This is a genomic window from Pseudomonas oryzagri (assembly GCF_020831405.1).
GTDB classification, from domain to species: domain Bacteria; phylum Pseudomonadota; class Gammaproteobacteria; order Pseudomonadales; family Pseudomonadaceae; genus Geopseudomonas; species Geopseudomonas oryzagri.
On the sequence record NZ_JAJHPU010000025.1, the window covers coordinates 23,379 to 40,203 of the forward strand.

Genomic DNA, 16,825 nt, shown 5'->3' on the forward strand with positions numbered 1-16,825 from the left:
AAAAGCTCGCTTTTGACATCGTCCGGGCGGATTCCGAAGATGCCAACCATCTTGCGGCAACCACAGAAGAGTCAAGCATGCACGCTGAAGAGAAAAACCTGATCGATGGCCTGTTTTCCCGCCTGCGCGATGCCGAAGGGCAATCCGCCCCGCGCGAGGCCCAGGCCGAAGCGTTGATCAACGAGCACGTCGCCCGTCAGCCGGCCGCCCCGTACTACATGGCCCAGGCGATCATCGTGCAGGAAAACGCCATCCAGCAGCTGGATGCGCGGGTCAAGGAGCTGGAAGCGCAGATCGAATCCCTCAAGCGCGTGCAGAGCGCACCGCAGCAGGGCAGCGGCGGCTTTCTCGCCGGCCTGTTCGGCAGCCGCAGCCAGGCGCAGGTACAACCGGCTAGCGCGGCGGCCAGCGCGCAGCCGGCTCGCTCCGGCTGGCACGAGCCGGCCGTGGGCAATCGCAATGGCTTCGGCCAGCCGGCGGGCTTCGGTCAGTCCGCGGGTTTTGGCCAGCAGCCGGGCTTCGGTCAGCGCGGCGCCTATGCCCAGCAGGGCGGCGGCTTCCTCTCCGGTGCCCTGCAGACCGCGGCCGGTGTGGCCGGTGGCATGGTGCTGGGCAATCTGCTGATGGACATGTTCCAAGGCGACGAGGCCGAAAAGGTCGCCGAGCAGACCCCGGCCGAGGCGAGCGAGCAGCCGGCGGCCCATGAGCAGGAGGTCGCGCCGGAAGAGAACTACGCCGACAACGGCTTCTTCGGCGGCGACGACGGGGGTGGCTTCTTCGACGGTGGCGAGGACGAGGACTTCGTCTGAGTCAGGCGATTACGTCCCTCGATGCTTCCCGCGCCCGGCGCGGGAAGTCCTTCCACCTTGTCCTTCCTGCTCGTCCTTTCGCTGACCGTCCCGCTTGTCAGCTTTGCGACATCTCGACGTGCTGGTCGAGGTTCTCCGTCACCATCCGCTCGAACTGCTCGGTGTACCAGATACGCGCCTTGTCCTTGTCGGCGGCCAGGTCGGCCGAGCGGCAGGCCGCCTCGTGGGCGCTGAAACGGGCGGCGGCGTAGCGGATCGCGGCGCTGATCTTGCCGAGATCCTTGTGCTCATCTTCGAGCAACCGGTTGGCAACGTCGATGAATTCGTCGGCCATGTCGAAAATTGCCATGTCTACGGTCTGGGTCATCTTCTGATCCTGCTGGCTTGGCTGGGAGGAATGGTGGCGGACCGCTTGGCCCAGGGGCGGCGAGGGTACGCGCCGTGGCTGGGGAGTGGGGCCGCCGCTGCGAGTGATCCAGCAGATATCGTGCCAGCGCCTGACCGGCCGCTTTCTGGCGGGGTGCCGGGTTTGCGCCGACAATGAAGGGGTTCGGTCGGCCAGGTGAGGAGCCCGTCATGGACCGCAAGCCCGCGCAGAACGTCTATTCGCGCATCCAGCAGAACTATCCGGACTACTTCGCCGCCGTGGAGGCGCTGGGCAGCGCCGCCCACAACGCCGGTCCGCTGGACGAGCGCACTCTCCACCTGATTCGACTCGGTGCCGCGGCGGCGATCCGCTCCGAGGGCGCGGTGCACAGCCACGTGCTGCGTGCGCGGGATGCCGGGGCCGACGCCGCGGAGATCCGCCATGCCCTGCTCGCGCTGACCAGTACGCTCGGCTTCCCCACGGTGGCCGCCGCGCTGAGCTGGGCGGACGATATCCTCGGCCAGGATTAGGGCGTGGGCCGGCGCGGCCCACAAACGACAAGGCCGCGGCGACGTCGGGCGTCGGCGCGGCCTTGGAGGGAGAGCGGGACGTCAGCCGGCCAGGCCGACGTAGACGTTCTGCACGTCGTCGTGGTTGTCGAGCGCTTCGAGGAAGGCTTCGACTTCCTCCAGCTCGGCGCCGGACAGGCTGACTGGGTTCTTGGCCTTGTAGCCGAGGTTGGCCGACTGCACGGTGAAGCCGAATTCCGGCAGCGCCTTGCACACCGCGTCGAGGTCGGTGGCCTCGGTGTAGAACAGGGTGGCGCCATCCTCGGCGGGCTCGAAGTCCTGAGCGCCGGCTTCGATGGCGGCCAGTTCCGGATCGGCGTCGCCTTCCGGGGTCGCCTCGATCATCCCTAGGTGGTCGAAGTCCCAGCTCACCGAGCCGGAGGTGCCGAGCTGGCCCTTGCGGAACAGCACGCGGATCTCGGCCACGGTGCGGTTCAGGTTGTCGGTCAGACACTCGACGATCACCGGTACGCGGTGCGGAGCGAAGCCTTCATAGACGGTACGCTCGTAGTTGACCACCTCGCCGGACAGGCCTGCGCCTTTCTTGATCGCGCGCTCTAGGGTGTCCTTGGGCATCGACGCTTTCTTGGCCTGGTGCACGGCCAGGCGCAGCTTGGGGTTCATGTCCGGGTCGGCGCCGTTGCGTGCGGCAATCATGATTTCCTTCACCAGCTTGCCGAAGATCTTGCCCCTGGCATTGGCGGCGGCTTCTTTCGGTTTGGCTTTCCACTGGGCGCCCATATCGGTTCTCTCGCTGCGGCTGTTGGGTCCCGGGCCGGGCCGGGAACGGGAATCAGGCGATTCTAACGGCTTGCTGACCCGCCGGCACCTGCCAATCCTCTCGAGCCCCCCTGGGCGTGGTTGTGAAGGCTTTCACGTTTAATTATGCTCACGCGCTTTCACGACCCTCGGATGACTCCCATGCTTGAAGCAACCCTCGCGCAACTTGAAAGCCTCGTGGCCGACCTGCTGCAACAGAACCAGGCGCTGAACGACCACTGCCGGCAGCTCGAAGGGCAACTGCGCCAGGCTCGGGAAGAGAACGAAAACCTGCAAATGGCCGCCCTGGAGCAGGAAGAACAGCAGACCGCCACCCTGGCCCGTCTGCAGGCGCTGGTGCAGCGCGCCGGCGTCAGCAGCAGCGCCGCATGACCGACAACGTCGTCCGTGCGCTGAAGATCCTCGGCCGCGACTACTCGATCAAGGCCGGCGCCGGCGAAGAGGCGGTGCTGGAGCAGGCCATCGCCCTGCTGCAGGCGCGTCTGGACGAGAACCACCAGCGCTTTCCCCTGGCCGGCAGCCACGAGTTGCTGGTGCTGTCGGCGCTGAACCTGTGCGTACCGCTGCTCGAGCAGCGCCAGCAGCTGGAGGCCCTGGAGGCGCGTCTCACCGCCACTGCCGAGCGCATCGCCCGCCAGTTGCAGAACTGAGCGGGGAACGGGCAAACAAAAAGGGGCTGCCATCTGGCAGCCCCTTTTTCATGTGCGCCGGATCAATCCTGGCGGCTGGTGACTTCCAGCAGGTGGTAGCCGAACTGGGTCTTCACCGGGCCCTGCACCACGTTGAGCGGGGCGCTGAACACCACCTGGTCGAACTCGCGGACCATCTGGCCACGGCCGAACGAGCCGAGGTTGCCGCCATCGCGGCTGGAGGGGCAGGTGGAGTTGTCGCGGGCGACCTGGGCGAAGTCGGCACCGGCTTCGATGGCGGCTTTCAGTTCCAGGCACTTGGCTTCGCTGGAGACCAGGATGTGACGGGCAGTGGCTCGGGCCATGGGGAGTTGCTCCTCTTGAAGAAGTCACCGAGCCTACCGCAATCGGCCGGGCAGGGAAACGCCGCGGCGCGGCGGCCGGCCCGGCGGAAATTTCGGCTGGCGGCTGGGAGACGAGTGTTTTATCCCCCTGCTGGCTTTTAGGTAGGGATTGGCCAGGGATATGGGAGCGCAGCCCTGGCGAGCGAGGTGCAGGGTGACAACCCGCCGGTGAGACAGGAAATCCCCGATCCGGATTCGCGCATCTCGGAAACCCTCTTCGGTCTGCTTATGGTGCTGACCTTCACGGGTTCCTTCAGCGTGGCCCACGCCGGGGAAAGCTCGGTGCAGTGCTGGTCGCCAGTATCGGCTGCAACTTGGCCTGGGGCATGGTGGGCGGCTGCATGCTGCGGCTCAACCGCCTGGCCGAGCGTGGCCACGCTGGAGTCTGTGGCAGAGCCCGCGTAAGGCGGCGGTGGGGGGCGCGCAAGGCCAGCGGCCTGTTGAGCGAGGCGATGCCTCCGCTGCTCAGCCAAGTGATGCCCGCCGAAGAGATACAGAGCCTGCACCGCCGTCTTCTCGAGCAGCCAATGCCGCCGACCAGCCTGCTGATCGGCTGGCGCGATCTGCGCGCCGCGCTGGCGGTGTTCCTGCTGGTGTTTCTCTCCACCCTGCCGGTGGTGCCGCCGTTCATGGTGCTCGGCGAACCCCGGCACGCTCTGCGCATCTCCCACGCAGTCGCCCTGGCCATGCTGTTCGTCATCGGGTTCTGCTATGGCCGTTTTGCCGGTGCCCGCCGTCCCTGGCTCACCGCGCGGGTGTTCACCGTGCCGGGCGTGGCGCTGATTTTCGCCTCCATCGCGCTCGGCGCCTGAGGCGCCGCCTCAGGGCGCGGCATGGCTGCCCAGCAAAGTGTTGCCGGATTTCTTGATGCGCTTGGCCTGGCGCTTTTCCTGGGCATTCTTCTGCGGCTTCTTCCTGGTTTCCTTGTGCGTCTCGTGGCTCTTGCTCATGGCTGCGGTCTCCGCAGAAGGTGAATGGATCGGTGGCGAGTGCGCATCTCGAGCATCGCTACCTCCCTGGCATCGCCCCGTTTGTGGGGCGCTTTAAGTCTAGTTCGGTTGCGCTGAATGGGGTGGGGGCCGCCGTCTTGCCTGTCATCAGGCGATGGCTACGCCAGATTGTTTCCCCATGCGTCGCGGCGCCCTGGGGCGCAGTCCTCGCACCACTGAGAACTCCGTCACAGTACTCCTGTGCGGAAATTGACGGGGAATGCCGTTCGTCTGAACCCCTCTCGAAAACCGTCAAGTATCCGTCGGAATCCCGGGCGCGCTGATGGCACTGAGCTACTTTTTCAATGGACGTACAAACGTGCTTCAGGTGTAAAGCCAAAGAAACAACTGGTGGGGCAATCGAGTTATTTGGCGAATATCGCTTATGCCGATTGCTTGTTAACGAGGCGAAGTAATTACACACCTGAACTGGTTTGAAACGAAGTGGAGCATCAAGAAAGTAATAACCGTAATGGTTGCATGGATGGGAGGTTCGAATGAGCGTTGGCATCGTTCGGTGCAAGGATTTTTTGGCGACGAAATATCCATCGGCACTGACCTCACCGATCAAACTGCTTGCCGCCCCCATGGACTGCTCGAAAGGCTCGCCCCCTGAATCTGTACATTCCCTATTCCGGGAGTGATCGGTCGCGAGCATGGGACAGAGGTTGTCTGAGGCGTTTCAGCTTTGATGTGAGGGAATGATCATGAGCGAGTCTTATCAGTGGGATTTCGGATCGGTCGAGTCCGGCTTGCAATTCAAGGTTGTTTTCGATGGCACCAACTTCACGGTGACCTGCATATTGGGATATATGGATCTAAATGCGCTGTGGTTCTCGGATGGTTGCAATACCGGTGGGGGAACGGTCACGCTGGCCAAGTCGGACAGCAGTCTCAATCTGAATGGCACCGGTATTACCTGGGACGACTACTACAAGGTTTCCAGTACCGGGCTCGGATCGGCGGGAGTGGACAAGGCCAGCTTCCTCAGCGCCGGGGAGTCGATGTCGTTCTCGCTGGATACGCTCGGTTTGCCGCCGGCGATAGCCTCGCTGCTGGCCAGCGACCCAACCGCGCTGATCATCGGCGTGCGCGCCACCAGTAGCAGCTCGCTCAGCGGCGACGGCAAGTTCGTGGATACCACGGGCACCAAGCTGGCATCGAGCGTCAACCAGGCGCCGACCCTGGATCCCGTGGGGGACGGCACGGTCAACGACACGGCGGCCGATGACAACTACTCCCCCGTGACCGGCACGCTGACCGGGAGCGACCCCGACGGCGATACGGTGAGCTTCGAGCTGGCGGACTCCACTGATACAGGGGATACAGACTTCGACGTGCAGAAGAGCACGGACTTCGGCACTTTCTACCTGAACACCGAGACGGGCGCCTACAAGTTCGTGGCCGACGACGCGGCGGTGGAAGGTCTGAAGAGCACCCAGACCCTGGAGTTCGTGGTCAACGCCACCGACGGCGCGGCCGACAGCGCCACGCAGACCATCACCATCGCGTTGGAGGGCGTCAACGATACGCCGGAGCTGAATGCGGTGAGCGGCGGCACGGTGACCGACACGGCCGCCGATGACCACTATGACGACGTGACCGGCACGCTGAGTGGCAGCGACCGCGATGGCGATACGGTGAGCTTCGAGCTGGCGGACTCCACGGCCACCGACGGCACCGGGGATGGCGCAGGCTTCGACGTGCAGAAGAGCACGGCCTACGGCACCTTCTATTTGAACACGATCAGCGGCGCCTACAAGTTCGTGGCCGATGATGCGGCAGTGGAAGGTCTGAAGAGCACCCAGACCCTGGAGTTCGTGGTCAACGCCACCGACGGCGCGGCCGACAGCGCCACGCAGACCATCAGCATCGCACTGGAAGGCGTCAACGACTTGCCGGAACTGTCGGCCTCTCTGACCGAGCACACCTATACCGACACCGCCGGGAACGACACTTTCAATAATGTGTCCGGCAGTCTGTCGACGGTGGATCGCGATGCCGGCGAAACGGCGACCTACGCGATCGACGTTGCGGGCGTGGTGACCGGGAGCTTCGTCATCGGCGAGAACACCTACCAGCAGAAACTGGCCGGCAGCTACGGCACCCTCTACCTGAGCAGCGCCGGTGCCTATCTGTTCGTTCCCCTCGATACGGCAATCGAGGCGCTCGAGGCTAACGACAGCGAGAGCTTCACGCTCATGGTGACCGATGGCTCTGGTGCGACCGACAGCGCGACCTTGACCATCAACTTGACCGGTGCCCAGGATGCGCCGGACGTAGCGCCGGTGGTCGCGTCCTACACCGACACGGCCGTTGATGACACTTTTGGCGACAAGACCGGCACCCTGAGCGTGACCAGCCGCGACGGCGATACCAGCTTCATCTTCGCCCTGACCGGCAGCAGCGCTTCTCTGGAGTCCGGCTACGACCTGCAGAACACCAGCAGCGCCTACGGCACCCTGTACCTGAACAGCACCACCGGTGCCTACAAGTTCGTCGCCAACGACGGCGCCATCGAGGCCCTGCAGTTGGATAGCAATCCGAGCCTGGTCTACGACGTGACGGCCACGGCCGATGGGGTGACCTCGCCCAGCCAGACCATCACCATCAATATCACTGGTGACAACGATGCGCCGCGGGACATGGCCTTGCTGGCCGTGTCGACGTTCGCCAATGGCAACGGCACGCCAGGGGCCAGTACGGCAATCGGCACGCTCAGCGTGCCCGCCGGTGCCGATCCGGACAATGGCGGGGCCTACACCTTCAGCTTCGACAGCGCCAAGGTGGGGACGCTGGGTTCTGCGACCATCACCACCGATGCCTCTGCACTGTTTTCGGTCAGCGCCGCGGGTCTGCTCAGCACCACTGCGGCAGGCGGGCTGGCTGGCGGGAGCATCTACGAGGTGACGGTCAACGTAGCCCAAGGGACTGGAGAGGCCCTGGCGACCTATAGCGAAACCTTCAGCATCGTCACCGGCACCAACGCCTCGTCGGAAAACCTGCCCGGCAGTGGCTTCGACTTCGGCACGGGCGACGACGTGATCTATGGCCGGCAGAACATTGACATCGTCTATGCCGGCTCGGGCAACGACACCGTGTTCGGCCAGGGGGGCAACGACGAGATCCACGGCGGTGCCGGCGTCGACCTGCTGTATGGCGGCAACGACAACGACACCTTCGTGTTCGCCTCCGGTGACACCGGCATCACCCTGACCACCGCGGACACCATCGGCGACTTCAGCTCGGCGGACGACACCATCGCCACCTCGCTGCTGGCGGGCAACGTCACCATAGCCAATGGCACGGCGCTGGCCGGCTTCGACGCCTTCGTCACTGCCGCCAACGCGGTACTGACGGCGGGAGTGGGGACCAACGATGCCTACCTGGCCTGGAACGCGGCGAACTCCGGCAACGGTTGGTTGGTCATCGACGAGAACGACAGCGGTTCGGTGGACGCCGGCGATAGCCTGATCGTGCTGACCGGGGTGAATACGGTGGGCGAGTTCGCGACTACCGATATCGCCTGAGCCATCTCTGGTCGGCCGCTGTCAGGCGGCGCAAGCAAACGGGGCCGCAGTGTGCGGTCCCGTTTTTTTCCCGGCTATCCGAGTGCCCGAGCGTTTTGCCGTGTTCGCGGCAGCGCTCGCGCCGCTCAGTGCAGCGGCTGGCGCTTGATGGTTTTCAGCAGGTCCTCGGGGCTGATCTCGGCGACGATGCTCGCCTGGCTGCCCGGCTGCGGCAGATTGAGGATGTGGCCCTTGATCTTGCCGATCACGTGCATCTCGCACGGCTTGCAGTCGAATTTCAGGGTCAGCACCTCGTCGCCGTGCACCAGCTGCATCGGCGCGACCTTGTTGCGCACGCCGGTATAGCCCTTGGCCTGCTTGGGACACAGGTTGAAGGAGAAGCGCAGGCAGTGCTTGGTGATCATCACCGGCACCTCGCCGGTTTCCTCGTGGGCCTCGTAGGCGGCGTCGATGAGCTGGACGCCGAAGCGGTGGTAGAAGGCGCGCGCCTTCTCGTTGTAGACGTTGGCCAGGAAGCTCAGATGCGACTCCGGGTAGACCGGCAGCGGCACGTTGACCGGCTTGCGGCTGCCGCGCGGATGCACGGCCAGGCGTGCGGCGGTGAGCGCTTCGATGGCCTCGCGGCGCAGCGCCTTGAGCTGCGAGTTGGGCACGAACGGCATCTGCGGTGCGTCGATCGCCACGCCATCGGCGTGGTAGATGGTGGTGCCCAGCTGGCCGAGCAGGTCGCGCAACTGTTCCAGCGCCTGTTCCGGCTTGTTGGCCGCCCCGAAGGTGCCAGTCAGGCTCGCCGAGGCGCTGATGCCTTCCTCGCTGGTGGCGGTGAGGGTGACGCGTTCTTCGTCCAGCTCGGCCTGCCAAGTGACGCCGACACGGCGTTCGGCGGAGGTCTTCAGCAGCGCCTGCTGCCAGTTATGGTCGAGATTACGATTGAGCGGATGCTGCGGGCGCAGCTGCTTCAGCTCGGCCGGCATCTCGTTGGGCTCGACGCGGTACTGCCAGCGCGGCTCGCCGTCCTCCTCGAACTGCTTGAGCAGCTCGACCACGCTGGCGCGAAAGCCGACCACCTCGCGCTTGACCAGCACGTTGAGGCCATCGCCGTTGGAGAGCGGATCGCGGGTGTTGGCCACCAGGTCGCGCTTGCCGACCTTGAGCACCTCGCCGACCGGCAGGCCGGTGAACTTCGGCGAGTCGAAGGCGCCGATGTCGACCAGGCGATCGTTGACGAAGTAGTCGGTGCTGCCGCGGTGGAAGGTGCGCTCCGGGTCGGGCACGAAGAAGTGCTCGGTGCGTCCGCTGGAGGCGCGCTGCAGATCGCCGCGCTCCTCGAGGATCTCGTCGAGGCGCTGGCGGTAGTAGGCGGTGATGTTCTTGACGTAGCTGACGTCCTTGTAGCGCCCCTCGATCTTGAACGAACGCACCCCGGCGTCGATCAGCGCGCGCAGGTTGGCGCTCTGGTTGTTGTCCTTCATCGACAGCAGGTGCTTCTCGAAGGCCACCACCGCACCAGTGTCGTCCTTGAGGGTGTAGGGCAGGCGGCAGGCCTGCGAGCAGTCGCCGCGGTTGGCGCTGCGCCCGGTCTGCGCGTGGGAGATGTAGCACTGCCCGGAGAAGGCCACGCACAACGCGCCGTGGATGAAAAACTCCACCGCGGCGTCGACGCTGTCGCTGATCTGGCGGATTTCCGTGAGGTTCAGCTCGCGGGCCAGCACCAGCTGGGAGAAGCCGGCGTCGGCAAGGAACTTCGCCTTCTCCAGGCTGCGGATGTCGGTCTGGGTGCTGGCGTGGATCTCGATGGGCGGGATGTCCAGTTCCATGATGCCCATGTCCTGGACGATCAGCGCATCCACACCGGCCTCGTACAGATCAACGATCAGTTTGCGCGCCGCCTCCAGCTCGTCGTCGTGGAGGATGGTGTTGAGGGTGACGAAGACCCGCGCATGGAACAGGTGGGCGAACTTCACCAGCTCGGCGATATCCGCCACGCTGTTCTCGGCGTTGTGCCGCGCACCGAAACTGGGGCCGCCGATGTACACGGCATCGGCGCCATGCAGGATGGCTTCCTTGGCGATGGTGACATCCCGCGCGGGGCTGAGCAGTTCCAGGTGGTGCTTGGGTAGAGACATGGGGCGGGCTCGCGAGCGCAACAAACGAACCGTGCATTGTAGCGGGCTGGCGCGGCTTTGCGGGGTTGGCGTGATAGTCGGGCGCCGGCCCCTGCGTATCACGAAAAGGCTTGGTCTCACGCGGGACATGATCTGCCGCCGGCAATCGCGCATCATGCACCCATCCAGATCAAGGAGGTTTCCATGCGTATCGCTTCATTCGTGGCGCGGCTTGCCGGGTTGTCGCTGGGACTGGCGTTCGCCGCCGTTGCTTCGGCGGGCGACGAGGCACGGCTGGTCGAGTCGATCAATGCCTATCGTGGCCAGGTCCAGAACTGTGCCGGCCAGGGTTCCGAGGAGCTGCCACCGCTGGCGGTCGATCCGCGGCTGGTGATGCCAGCCGCCGGGGGCGGGGACCTGCAGGGGACGCTGAGTCGCGCGGGTTATCCGCTGGTCAACGCCCAGGCGATCAGTCTGTCCGGGCCGCGCGACGCGCAGGCGGCCATGGCAGCGCTGCAGCAAAGTTTCTGTCAGGTATTGCTCGATCCGCAGTTCGTCGATATCGGCGTCAACCACACCGGCCGCGACTGGCGCATCGTCGTGGCGCGGCCGCTGCTGGCCGGGCGCATGGGCGACTGGCAGGTCGAAGGGCAGCAATTGCTCGAGCGGATCAACGCCGTTCGCGCGCAGCCTCGCCAGTGCGGGGCGCAGGCGTTCGCGGCGGCGCCGCCGCTGGCCTGGAGCGCTACGCTGGGCGCGGCGGCCGAGGCCCACAGCCGGGCCATGGCCAACGGCAATTTCTTCGCCCACAAGGATCGCGACGGCCGCACGCCGGGCGACCGGGCGGAGCTGGCCGGCTATGGCGGCGCGCTGATTGGCGAAAACATCGCCGCCGGGCTGGACGCCGCCGGCAAGGTGATCGACGGCTGGCTGGCCAGTCCCGGCCACTGCGCCAATCTGATGAACCCGCAGTTTCGGGAACTGGGCGCGGCCTACGCCGCCGATCCCAAGAGCGATGCGGGGATCTACTGGACGGCGCTGTTCGGCTCGCCCTGAGCGAGCCGGTCAAAGCAACGCGCGGATGAGCGGCCGGGCGATAGCCGTGGTGGGACGAACGTCAGCGCAGAGATTCAGGCTTTGCTGGATTGAAATAGCCGGTTGCCGATCTCCATGATGGCTTCGCGCAGCACCTGGATCTTCAGCGGCTTGGTCAGATAGCAGGCGACGTCGAGTTCGCTGACCAGCGCCTGGTCTTCCGGCAGGGCGCCGGCACTGATGACGATGACCGGAAGATGCTGGGTGCGCGGATGCTTGCGCAGGCTGCGCAGCAGGCTGTCGCCTTGCAGGCCTGGCAGGTCGATGTCGAGCAGCAGCAACTCCGGCGGGTTCTCGGTGATCCAGTGCAGCGCCTCGAGGCCGTTCTCGAGGATTTCCACGTCGGCCAGATCGGCCAGGGCCTTTTGCACCAGCAACTGGCTGGCGTGGTTGTCCTCGACGTACAGCACACGGGGCAGGGGAACGCCGCGCTGCTGTCGGGAGCGGTCCTGGGCGTCCTTCTGTAGGGTCGGACTGAACGGCAATTCGATCCAGAAGGTGCTGCCGATGCCGGGCTCGCTGCTGAAATCAAGCTTGCCGTGCATCAGTTCGGCCAGTTCGCGGCTCAGTACCAGGCCGATACCGGTGCCCTTGATGGTGCTGTTCTCGTGGCCCAGGCGCTGGAACGGCTTGAACAGCAGGGGATGTTTTTCTGCGCTGATGCCGTGGCCGGTATCTTCGACGATCAGGCGCAGGCTGCCGGGGGTGATCTTGTAGCTCAGCGACAGGTGGCCGTTCGGCCGGTTGTATTTCACCGCGTTGCTCAGCAGGTTGAGCAGGATCTGGCGCAGTCGGCGCCCCTCGGCGTGGACCAGCAGGCTGCCTTCGGGCAGGTGGCTCTCCAGATGCAGATGGTGTTCGAGGGCCTGCGGGCGGATCAGCTCGATGCATTCGCTCATGATCTGCCGGGCGTCGACGATGTCCATGATCAGGTTGGTCTTCTGCGCCTCGATGTAGGCGAGGTCGAGGATGTCGTCGACCAATTGGCACAGGTGGTTGCTGGCGGTGAGGATTTCGCCGGCGTACTGGTTGAGGCTGGTTTCCTCGCTGCGCTCGGCCAGCTCAAGCTGGATCATCTGGGCGAAGCCCTGCACCGCATTGAGCGGGGTGCGCAGCTCGTGGCTCATGCTGGAAAGGAAGCGGGTCTTGGCGACGTTGGCCGCCTGGGCCTGCTGGCCGGCATGGCTGAGGGCTTCCTGGGTGGCCTTGAGCGCGTCGATGTCGACATGGGTGCCGGCCAGGCGGCGGATGAAGCCGTCGGCTTCGGTATCCATCGCACGGCCGCGGCTGAGCAGCCAGTGATAGACGCCGCAGTCGTCGGCGAGGCGGTATTCGACGGTGTAGTTGTCGCTGGGGTGCTGCTCCGGATGCTCCAGGCAGGTGACCGCCTGTTCGAGGTCTTCGGGGTGGATGCGCGCGTAGAAGGCGTCTAGCGCCAGCAGGGGACCGCCCAGGCCGAAGCGCTCGATGAGGCGGCCCTCGATGCGGATGCTGCGCTGCTCGAGGTCGATCTCCCAGACGCTCTCGGTGGTCGAGTCGAGCACCAGACCGAGCTGGGTCTGCGCCTGCTGACGGGTAGCCTCGCTGTGGGCCAGTTGCTGACCCATGGCGGTGGCGGCGCTGGCCATCTGGTCGAATTCGACGATGGCCGAGTGGGGGCGTTTGGGCAGCCACTGGCCCTGGCCGATCTGCGCGAGCATCCAGGTGACGCCGTCGATCGGTTGCTGCAGGCGGTGACTGAGCTGGCGCGAGCGCAGCCACATGGCGGCGAAGAACAGCAGGTAGAAAACCACCAGACCGGCGATCAGCAGGTAGCCGATCTGCTGGTAACGGCTGGCGAGGGTGTTGGTCTTGCTGAACACCTCGGCTTCGTCGACCACGGTGATGAGCTTCCAGCCGGTCTCCGGGATGGTCGCCCAGGCGGCAAGCTTGCGCTTGCCGCCCAGTTCGATGGATTCGACGCCGGTGGCGCTGAGGCCGATGGCCTGGGCCAGCGCGGTGGTGTCCTGGCGTTTGCCCAGGTTGAAGTCGGCGGGCTTGAAAATTTCCTTGCGGATGGCTTCGTCGTAGGAGTGGCTGGTCAGTTCGCTGAGGCGGAGGTCCTGCTCGCCCTGCGGCGGCAGGGCCATGATGTTCTGGTCGGCACTGACCAGCAGGGCGTAGCCGTTCCAGGCCACCTGCAGGCTGGCGATCTCGCTGAGGATGGTGTCGACGGTGACGTCCAGGCCGGCGACCCCTTCGAGGAAGTCGCCGCGGTAGACCGGGGCCAGCGCCGACATCATCCAGCCGTGGCCGGCCGGATCGACGTACATGTCGGTCCACACCACCTTGCGCTGCGGGTTGTGGCGGGCGTCAGCGAGGTAATAGAAGTTGTAGTCGGGAATCACCATGTCGTGCGGATACTGGGCGGGCGCCAGGAACCACGGGTAGATGCGGTTGTAGCTGTCCCAGGTATTGAAATAGATCGAGGCGATGAGCTTGTTGGAGCCCAGCAGGCTCTTCATCAGCGGGTCGAGCTGGGCCAGGCGCAGGACGCGCTCGAAATCCTGTTGGTTGGCCGGTGTGGCACTGGAGTAGAAGGAGGCGGCGCGGCCATCGTCGGTCTGGCTGTAGAGCACGCCGTCGCTGCTGCGGGTGTGTCGCCGGCGCTCGAGCGCGTCGTCGGCAAAGCTGTCCTGCTGCAGAACGCTGGCGATCTGTTCGCGATAGACGCCGGTGAGCCGGGTGATGGCGCTCAGGCGTTCGCTGACCAGGTGCGCTTCCTGTTGGGCGGCGCCCTTGAGGTCGGTGAGGGCGGTTTCCCGCAGGTGCTCGATCTGTGCCTCGCGGATCGAACTGTTGGTCAGCAGATAGGCGGCGATCAGGACGGTTTCCACCAGGATCAGCGGGATCAGGGCGCTTTGTACGAAGGCGCGCCACATCCAGCCGCGGAGGGTGGTTTTCGGGGTGTCGTGCATACCGGTACGCCCTTGGGTCTTCATCGCGTGGTGGGTCGGCAGTTTAGGGATGTCGCTCGCCCACGACTCGCAGCAGGGCCTGGCGATGATAATGGAATGCACCTGTATTGTGACGGCTTTGGCAAAGCCTTGATCGATTTTGTTTCACTTCCGGCTGCAAGCGCCGGAGGGCGAGGCTGTCGCTGGCGGCGCGGAGAGTTTTTCGCCCGGCGGGTTGTAAGTTGCGCACGACTCGTTACAATGGCGCGGCCCGCTCACAGGCGGGTACTTTATGGTGGCCCTGTCGGTCCCCCCGCAACGATTACTCGTCAACCTGGTCAGGTCCGGAAGGAAGCAGCCATAGCGAGAACATCGTGTGCCGGGGTGTGGCTGGCGGGGCCATCTCCATTTCCGGCCGGCGAAAACCTTTGCCGCCGCTTCGTCGGTCCCCGGGGCACAGCACCTATTCCCCGTTATTGATTGAGCGACATCCCGTCCTGAGCCCCTGGGCGGGTGCAATTTGCCCCATGCTTCGCTAGCATTGACACCCTACGCTCAATTGCCCGCAGCGAAAGATTCGATGAGTTACCAGGTCCTTGCCCGCAAGTGGCGTCCGCGCTCGTTCCGCGAAATGGTCGGCCAGACCCATGTGCTCAAGGCCCTGATCAACGCTCTGGACAATCAGCGCCTGCACCATGCCTATCTGTTCACAGGTACCCGCGGCGTGGGTAAAACCACCATCGCGCGCATCCTCGCCAAGTGCCTGAATTGCGAGCAGGGAGTCAGTTCGACGCCCTGTGGCCAGTGTTCGGTGTGCCGAGAGATCGACGAGGGACGTTTCGTCGACCTGATCGAGGTGGACGCGGCGAGCCGCACCAAGGTCGAGGATACCCGCGAGCTGCTCGACAACGTGCAGTACGCGCCGACCCGAGGCCGCTACAAGGTGTACCTGATCGACGAAGTGCACATGCTGTCCACGCACTCGTTCAATGCCCTGCTCAAGACTCTTGAAGAGCCGCCGCCGCACGTCAAGTTCCTGCTCGCCACCACCGATCCGCAGAAGCTGCCGGTCACCATCCTGTCGCGCTGCCTGCAGTTCTCGCTGAAGAACATGCCGCCGGAGCGGGTGGTGGAACACCTGACCCACGTGCTGAGCGCCGAGCGGATCCCCTTCGAGGAGGATGCGCTGTGGCTGCTGGGCCGTGCTGCCGACGGCTCGATGCGCGATGCCATGAGCCTCACCGACCAGGCGATCGCCTTCGGCGAGGGCAAGGTGCTGGCGGCCGACGTGCGCGCCATGCTCGGCACGCTCGACCACGGTCAGGTTTACGGCGTCCTGCAGGCGCTGCTCGCCGGCGACGCCCGCGCCCTGCTCGATGCCGTGCGCCAGTTGGCCGAGCAGGGGCCAGACTGGGCCGGCGTGCTGGCCGAATTGCTCAACGTGCTGCATCGCGTGGCCATTGCCCAGGTGCTGCCGGAGGCGGTCGACAATGGCCAGGGCGACCGCGAGCGAGTGCTTGAGCTGGCGCATGCGCTGCCGGCCGAGGATGTGCAGTTCTACTACCAGATGGGGCTGATCGGTCGCCGCGACCTGCCGCTGGCGCCCGATCCGCGTAGCGGCTTCGAGATGGTGCTGCTGCGCATGCTGGCGTTCCGTCCGGCCGATACGGCCAAGGCACCCGATACGCCGCTAAAGAACCCGGGGATCGGTGAGGCCACGACTGATTCCTCTCAGGCAGCGGTGGCCGGGATTGCAGCGCGGATCTCGGTGACCGAGACCGCTGTGGCGGTGGGCGCTTCGCCGAACGCTCCGGTTCCTCGCATGGCGGTCCAGGAGGTGCAGGTTCCGCTGCCGACCCAGCCAGTCGACGTGCCCTGGGATACCTCGCCCGTGACGCACAGCGCTCATGCGCCAGCCAATGTATCGCCTGGCGAGGTGAGCGAGCCGGCAGTGCCGCGCCAGCCCGAGAGGGTGCCGCCGGTTCCGGCTCATTCCGTGGCGCAGACGCCTGCTCGGAGAGTGGAGCCTGCCAGGCCCGAGCCGGTCCCGGAGGCGCCGTCCGTTGCGGCGGAGGTCGCCGCCGACGAGGCGGATGACGATTTCGACAACGTCGACGTGGATGCCTACGCCTATCTGGAAAACATGCAGCCGGTGGACGATCCGGCACCGCTGCAGGTTCCGGTCGTTGCAGAACCACTGCCAGCCGCGCAGCCGGCCACCGGCCTGGCCGCCGAATGGCTGGAGCTGTTCCCCAAGCTGGGTTTGGCCGGCATGACCGCCAGCATCGCCGCCAACTGTACCCTGGTGGCGGTGGACGGCGACCGTTGGCACCTGCATCTGGATCCCGGGCAGAGTGCGTTGTTCAACGCTGGCCAGCAGCGGCGATTGACCGATGCCCTGAGCAGCTACCACGCCCGTCCGTTGACCCTGCAGATCGATATCGTCCGGCCCGAGCAGGAAACCCCGGCCCAGGCCGCGGCCCGCCAGCGCGCCGAGCGTCAGCACGCAGCCGAGGCATCGATTCACGCCGACCCGCTGGTTCGGCAGATGATGGAGCAGTTCGCCGCGGTGATCCGCGACGGCACAATCGTACCCCTGGACAATTGAGGTG

The 16,825-nt window shown here is 65.4% G+C and carries 14 protein-coding genes and 1 other RNA gene; 9 read left to right on the plus strand and 6 right to left on the minus strand.

Going from position 1 to position 16,825, the window contains the following annotated elements:
* Positions 1 to 77: 77 nt before the first annotated feature.
* Complete coding sequence (locus LMJ29_RS09950) at positions 78 to 809, plus strand: DUF2076 domain-containing protein (protein WP_229605365.1); 732 nt, start codon at positions 78 to 80, stop codon at positions 807 to 809.
* A 97-nt stretch (positions 810 to 906) separates the two neighbouring features.
* Here LMJ29_RS09950 and LMJ29_RS09955 read toward each other — a convergent pair whose 3' ends face one another.
* Complete coding sequence (locus LMJ29_RS09955; protein WP_229605366.1) at positions 907 to 1,176, minus strand: DUF3144 domain-containing protein; 270 nt, start codon at positions 1,174 to 1,176, stop codon at positions 907 to 909.
* 209 nt (positions 1,177 to 1,385) lie between these two features.
* Here LMJ29_RS09955 and LMJ29_RS09960 point away from each other — a divergent pair, with 209 nt between their 5' ends.
* Entirely contained in the window at positions 1,386 to 1,706 is a 321-nt protein-coding gene (locus LMJ29_RS09960; protein WP_229605367.1) for a carboxymuconolactone decarboxylase family protein, read from the plus strand.
* An 81-nt stretch (positions 1,707 to 1,787) separates the two neighbouring features.
* Here LMJ29_RS09960 and LMJ29_RS09965 read toward each other — a convergent pair whose 3' ends face one another.
* On the minus strand, positions 1,788 to 2,486 hold the full coding sequence (locus LMJ29_RS09965; protein ID WP_229605368.1) for a YebC/PmpR family DNA-binding transcriptional regulator: 699 nt from the start codon (positions 2,484 to 2,486) through the stop codon (positions 1,788 to 1,790).
* 180 nt (positions 2,487 to 2,666) lie between these two features.
* Here LMJ29_RS09965 and LMJ29_RS09970 point away from each other — a divergent pair, with 180 nt between their 5' ends.
* A complete protein-coding gene (locus tag LMJ29_RS09970) occupies positions 2,667 to 2,897 on the plus strand; it encodes a hypothetical protein (RefSeq protein WP_229605369.1) in 231 nt (76 codons plus the stop codon).
* A complete protein-coding gene (locus tag LMJ29_RS09975; RefSeq protein WP_229605370.1) occupies positions 2,894 to 3,175 on the plus strand; it encodes a cell division protein ZapA in 282 nt (93 codons plus the stop codon). Before LMJ29_RS09970 ends, LMJ29_RS09975 begins: the two co-directional genes overlap by 4 nt.
* A gap of 62 nt (positions 3,176 to 3,237) precedes the next feature.
* On the opposite strand, the gene LMJ29_RS09980 is transcribed toward LMJ29_RS09975, so the two are convergent.
* Complete coding sequence (locus LMJ29_RS09980; RefSeq protein WP_229605371.1) at positions 3,238 to 3,519, minus strand: peptidylprolyl isomerase; 282 nt, start codon at positions 3,517 to 3,519, stop codon at positions 3,238 to 3,240.
* A 491-nt stretch (positions 3,520 to 4,010) separates the two neighbouring features.
* On the opposite strand from LMJ29_RS09980, the gene LMJ29_RS09985 reads away from it, so the two are divergent.
* The gene (locus tag LMJ29_RS09985; protein WP_229605372.1) at positions 4,011 to 4,370 is read left to right on the plus strand and encodes a VIT1/CCC1 transporter family protein; all 360 of its coding nucleotides are present in this window, start codon (positions 4,011 to 4,013) and stop codon (positions 4,368 to 4,370) included.
* 9 nt (positions 4,371 to 4,379) lie between these two features.
* Here LMJ29_RS09985 and LMJ29_RS20950 read toward each other — a convergent pair whose 3' ends face one another.
* A complete protein-coding gene (locus LMJ29_RS20950; RefSeq protein WP_264758841.1) occupies positions 4,380 to 4,508 on the minus strand; it encodes a hypothetical protein in 129 nt (42 codons plus the stop codon).
* 746 nt (positions 4,509 to 5,254) lie between these two features.
* On the opposite strand from LMJ29_RS20950, the gene LMJ29_RS09990 reads away from it, so the two are divergent.
* Positions 5,255 to 8,077, plus strand: coding sequence for a beta strand repeat-containing protein (locus tag LMJ29_RS09990; RefSeq protein ID WP_229605373.1), 2,823 nt, complete (start codon positions 5,255 to 5,257; stop codon positions 8,075 to 8,077).
* 125 nt (positions 8,078 to 8,202) lie between these two features.
* Here the strand turns inward: LMJ29_RS09990 and LMJ29_RS09995 are convergent, their stop codons facing one another.
* On the minus strand, positions 8,203 to 10,203 hold the full coding sequence (locus LMJ29_RS09995) for a peptidase U32 family protein (RefSeq protein ID WP_229605374.1): 2,001 nt from the start codon (positions 10,201 to 10,203) through the stop codon (positions 8,203 to 8,205).
* Positions 10,204 to 10,386: 183 nt separating this feature from the next.
* Here LMJ29_RS09995 and LMJ29_RS10000 point away from each other — a divergent pair, with 183 nt between their 5' ends.
* A complete protein-coding gene (locus LMJ29_RS10000) occupies positions 10,387 to 11,238 on the plus strand; it encodes a CAP domain-containing protein (protein ID WP_229605375.1) in 852 nt (283 codons plus the stop codon).
* Between the two features lie 74 nt (positions 11,239 to 11,312).
* Here LMJ29_RS10000 and LMJ29_RS10005 read toward each other — a convergent pair whose 3' ends face one another.
* Positions 11,313 to 14,234, minus strand: coding sequence for an ATP-binding protein (locus LMJ29_RS10005; protein WP_229605376.1), 2,922 nt, complete (start codon positions 14,232 to 14,234; stop codon positions 11,313 to 11,315).
* A 281-nt stretch (positions 14,235 to 14,515) separates the two neighbouring features.
* Here LMJ29_RS10005 and ffs point away from each other — a divergent pair.
* Positions 14,516 to 14,612, plus strand: an RNA gene (ffs, locus tag LMJ29_RS10010) — signal recognition particle sRNA small type.
* A 181-nt stretch (positions 14,613 to 14,793) separates the two neighbouring features.
* A complete protein-coding gene (gene dnaX, locus LMJ29_RS10015; RefSeq protein WP_229605377.1) occupies positions 14,794 to 16,821 on the plus strand; it encodes a DNA polymerase III subunit gamma/tau in 2,028 nt (675 codons plus the stop codon).
* Positions 16,822 to 16,825: the final 4 nt, after the last annotated feature.

What these genes read in the sequence shown, in the direction of transcription:
- LMJ29_RS09950 (WP_229605365.1), top strand. Translation starts at nt 78, where the DNA reads ATGCACGCTGAAGAGAAAAACCTGATCGATGGCCTGTTTTCCCGCCTG.
- LMJ29_RS09955 (WP_229605366.1), bottom strand. Translation starts at nt 1,176, where the DNA reads ATGACCCAGACCGTAGACATGGCAATTTTCGACATGGCCGACGAATTC.
- LMJ29_RS09960 (WP_229605367.1), top strand. Translation starts at nt 1,386, where the DNA reads ATGGACCGCAAGCCCGCGCAGAACGTCTATTCGCGCATCCAGCAGAAC.
- LMJ29_RS09965 (WP_229605368.1), bottom strand. Translation starts at nt 2,486, where the DNA reads ATGGGCGCCCAGTGGAAAGCCAAACCGAAAGAAGCCGCCGCCAATGCC.
- LMJ29_RS09970 (WP_229605369.1), top strand. Translation starts at nt 2,667, where the DNA reads ATGCTTGAAGCAACCCTCGCGCAACTTGAAAGCCTCGTGGCCGACCTG.
- LMJ29_RS09975 (WP_229605370.1), top strand. Translation starts at nt 2,894, where the DNA reads ATGACCGACAACGTCGTCCGTGCGCTGAAGATCCTCGGCCGCGACTAC.
- LMJ29_RS09980 (WP_229605371.1), bottom strand. Translation starts at nt 3,519, where the DNA reads ATGGCCCGAGCCACTGCCCGTCACATCCTGGTCTCCAGCGAAGCCAAG.
- LMJ29_RS09985 (WP_229605372.1), top strand. Translation starts at nt 4,011, where the DNA reads ATGCCTCCGCTGCTCAGCCAAGTGATGCCCGCCGAAGAGATACAGAGC.
- LMJ29_RS20950 (WP_264758841.1), bottom strand. Translation starts at nt 4,508, where the DNA reads ATGAGCAAGAGCCACGAGACGCACAAGGAAACCAGGAAGAAGCCGCAG.
- LMJ29_RS09990 (WP_229605373.1), top strand. Translation starts at nt 5,255, where the DNA reads ATGAGCGAGTCTTATCAGTGGGATTTCGGATCGGTCGAGTCCGGCTTG.
- LMJ29_RS09995 (WP_229605374.1), bottom strand. Translation starts at nt 10,203, where the DNA reads ATGTCTCTACCCAAGCACCACCTGGAACTGCTCAGCCCCGCGCGGGAT.
- LMJ29_RS10000 (WP_229605375.1), top strand. Translation starts at nt 10,387, where the DNA reads ATGCGTATCGCTTCATTCGTGGCGCGGCTTGCCGGGTTGTCGCTGGGA.
- LMJ29_RS10005 (WP_229605376.1), bottom strand. Translation starts at nt 14,234, where the DNA reads ATGCACGACACCCCGAAAACCACCCTCCGCGGCTGGATGTGGCGCGCC.
- dnaX (WP_229605377.1), top strand. Translation starts at nt 14,794, where the DNA reads ATGAGTTACCAGGTCCTTGCCCGCAAGTGGCGTCCGCGCTCGTTCCGC.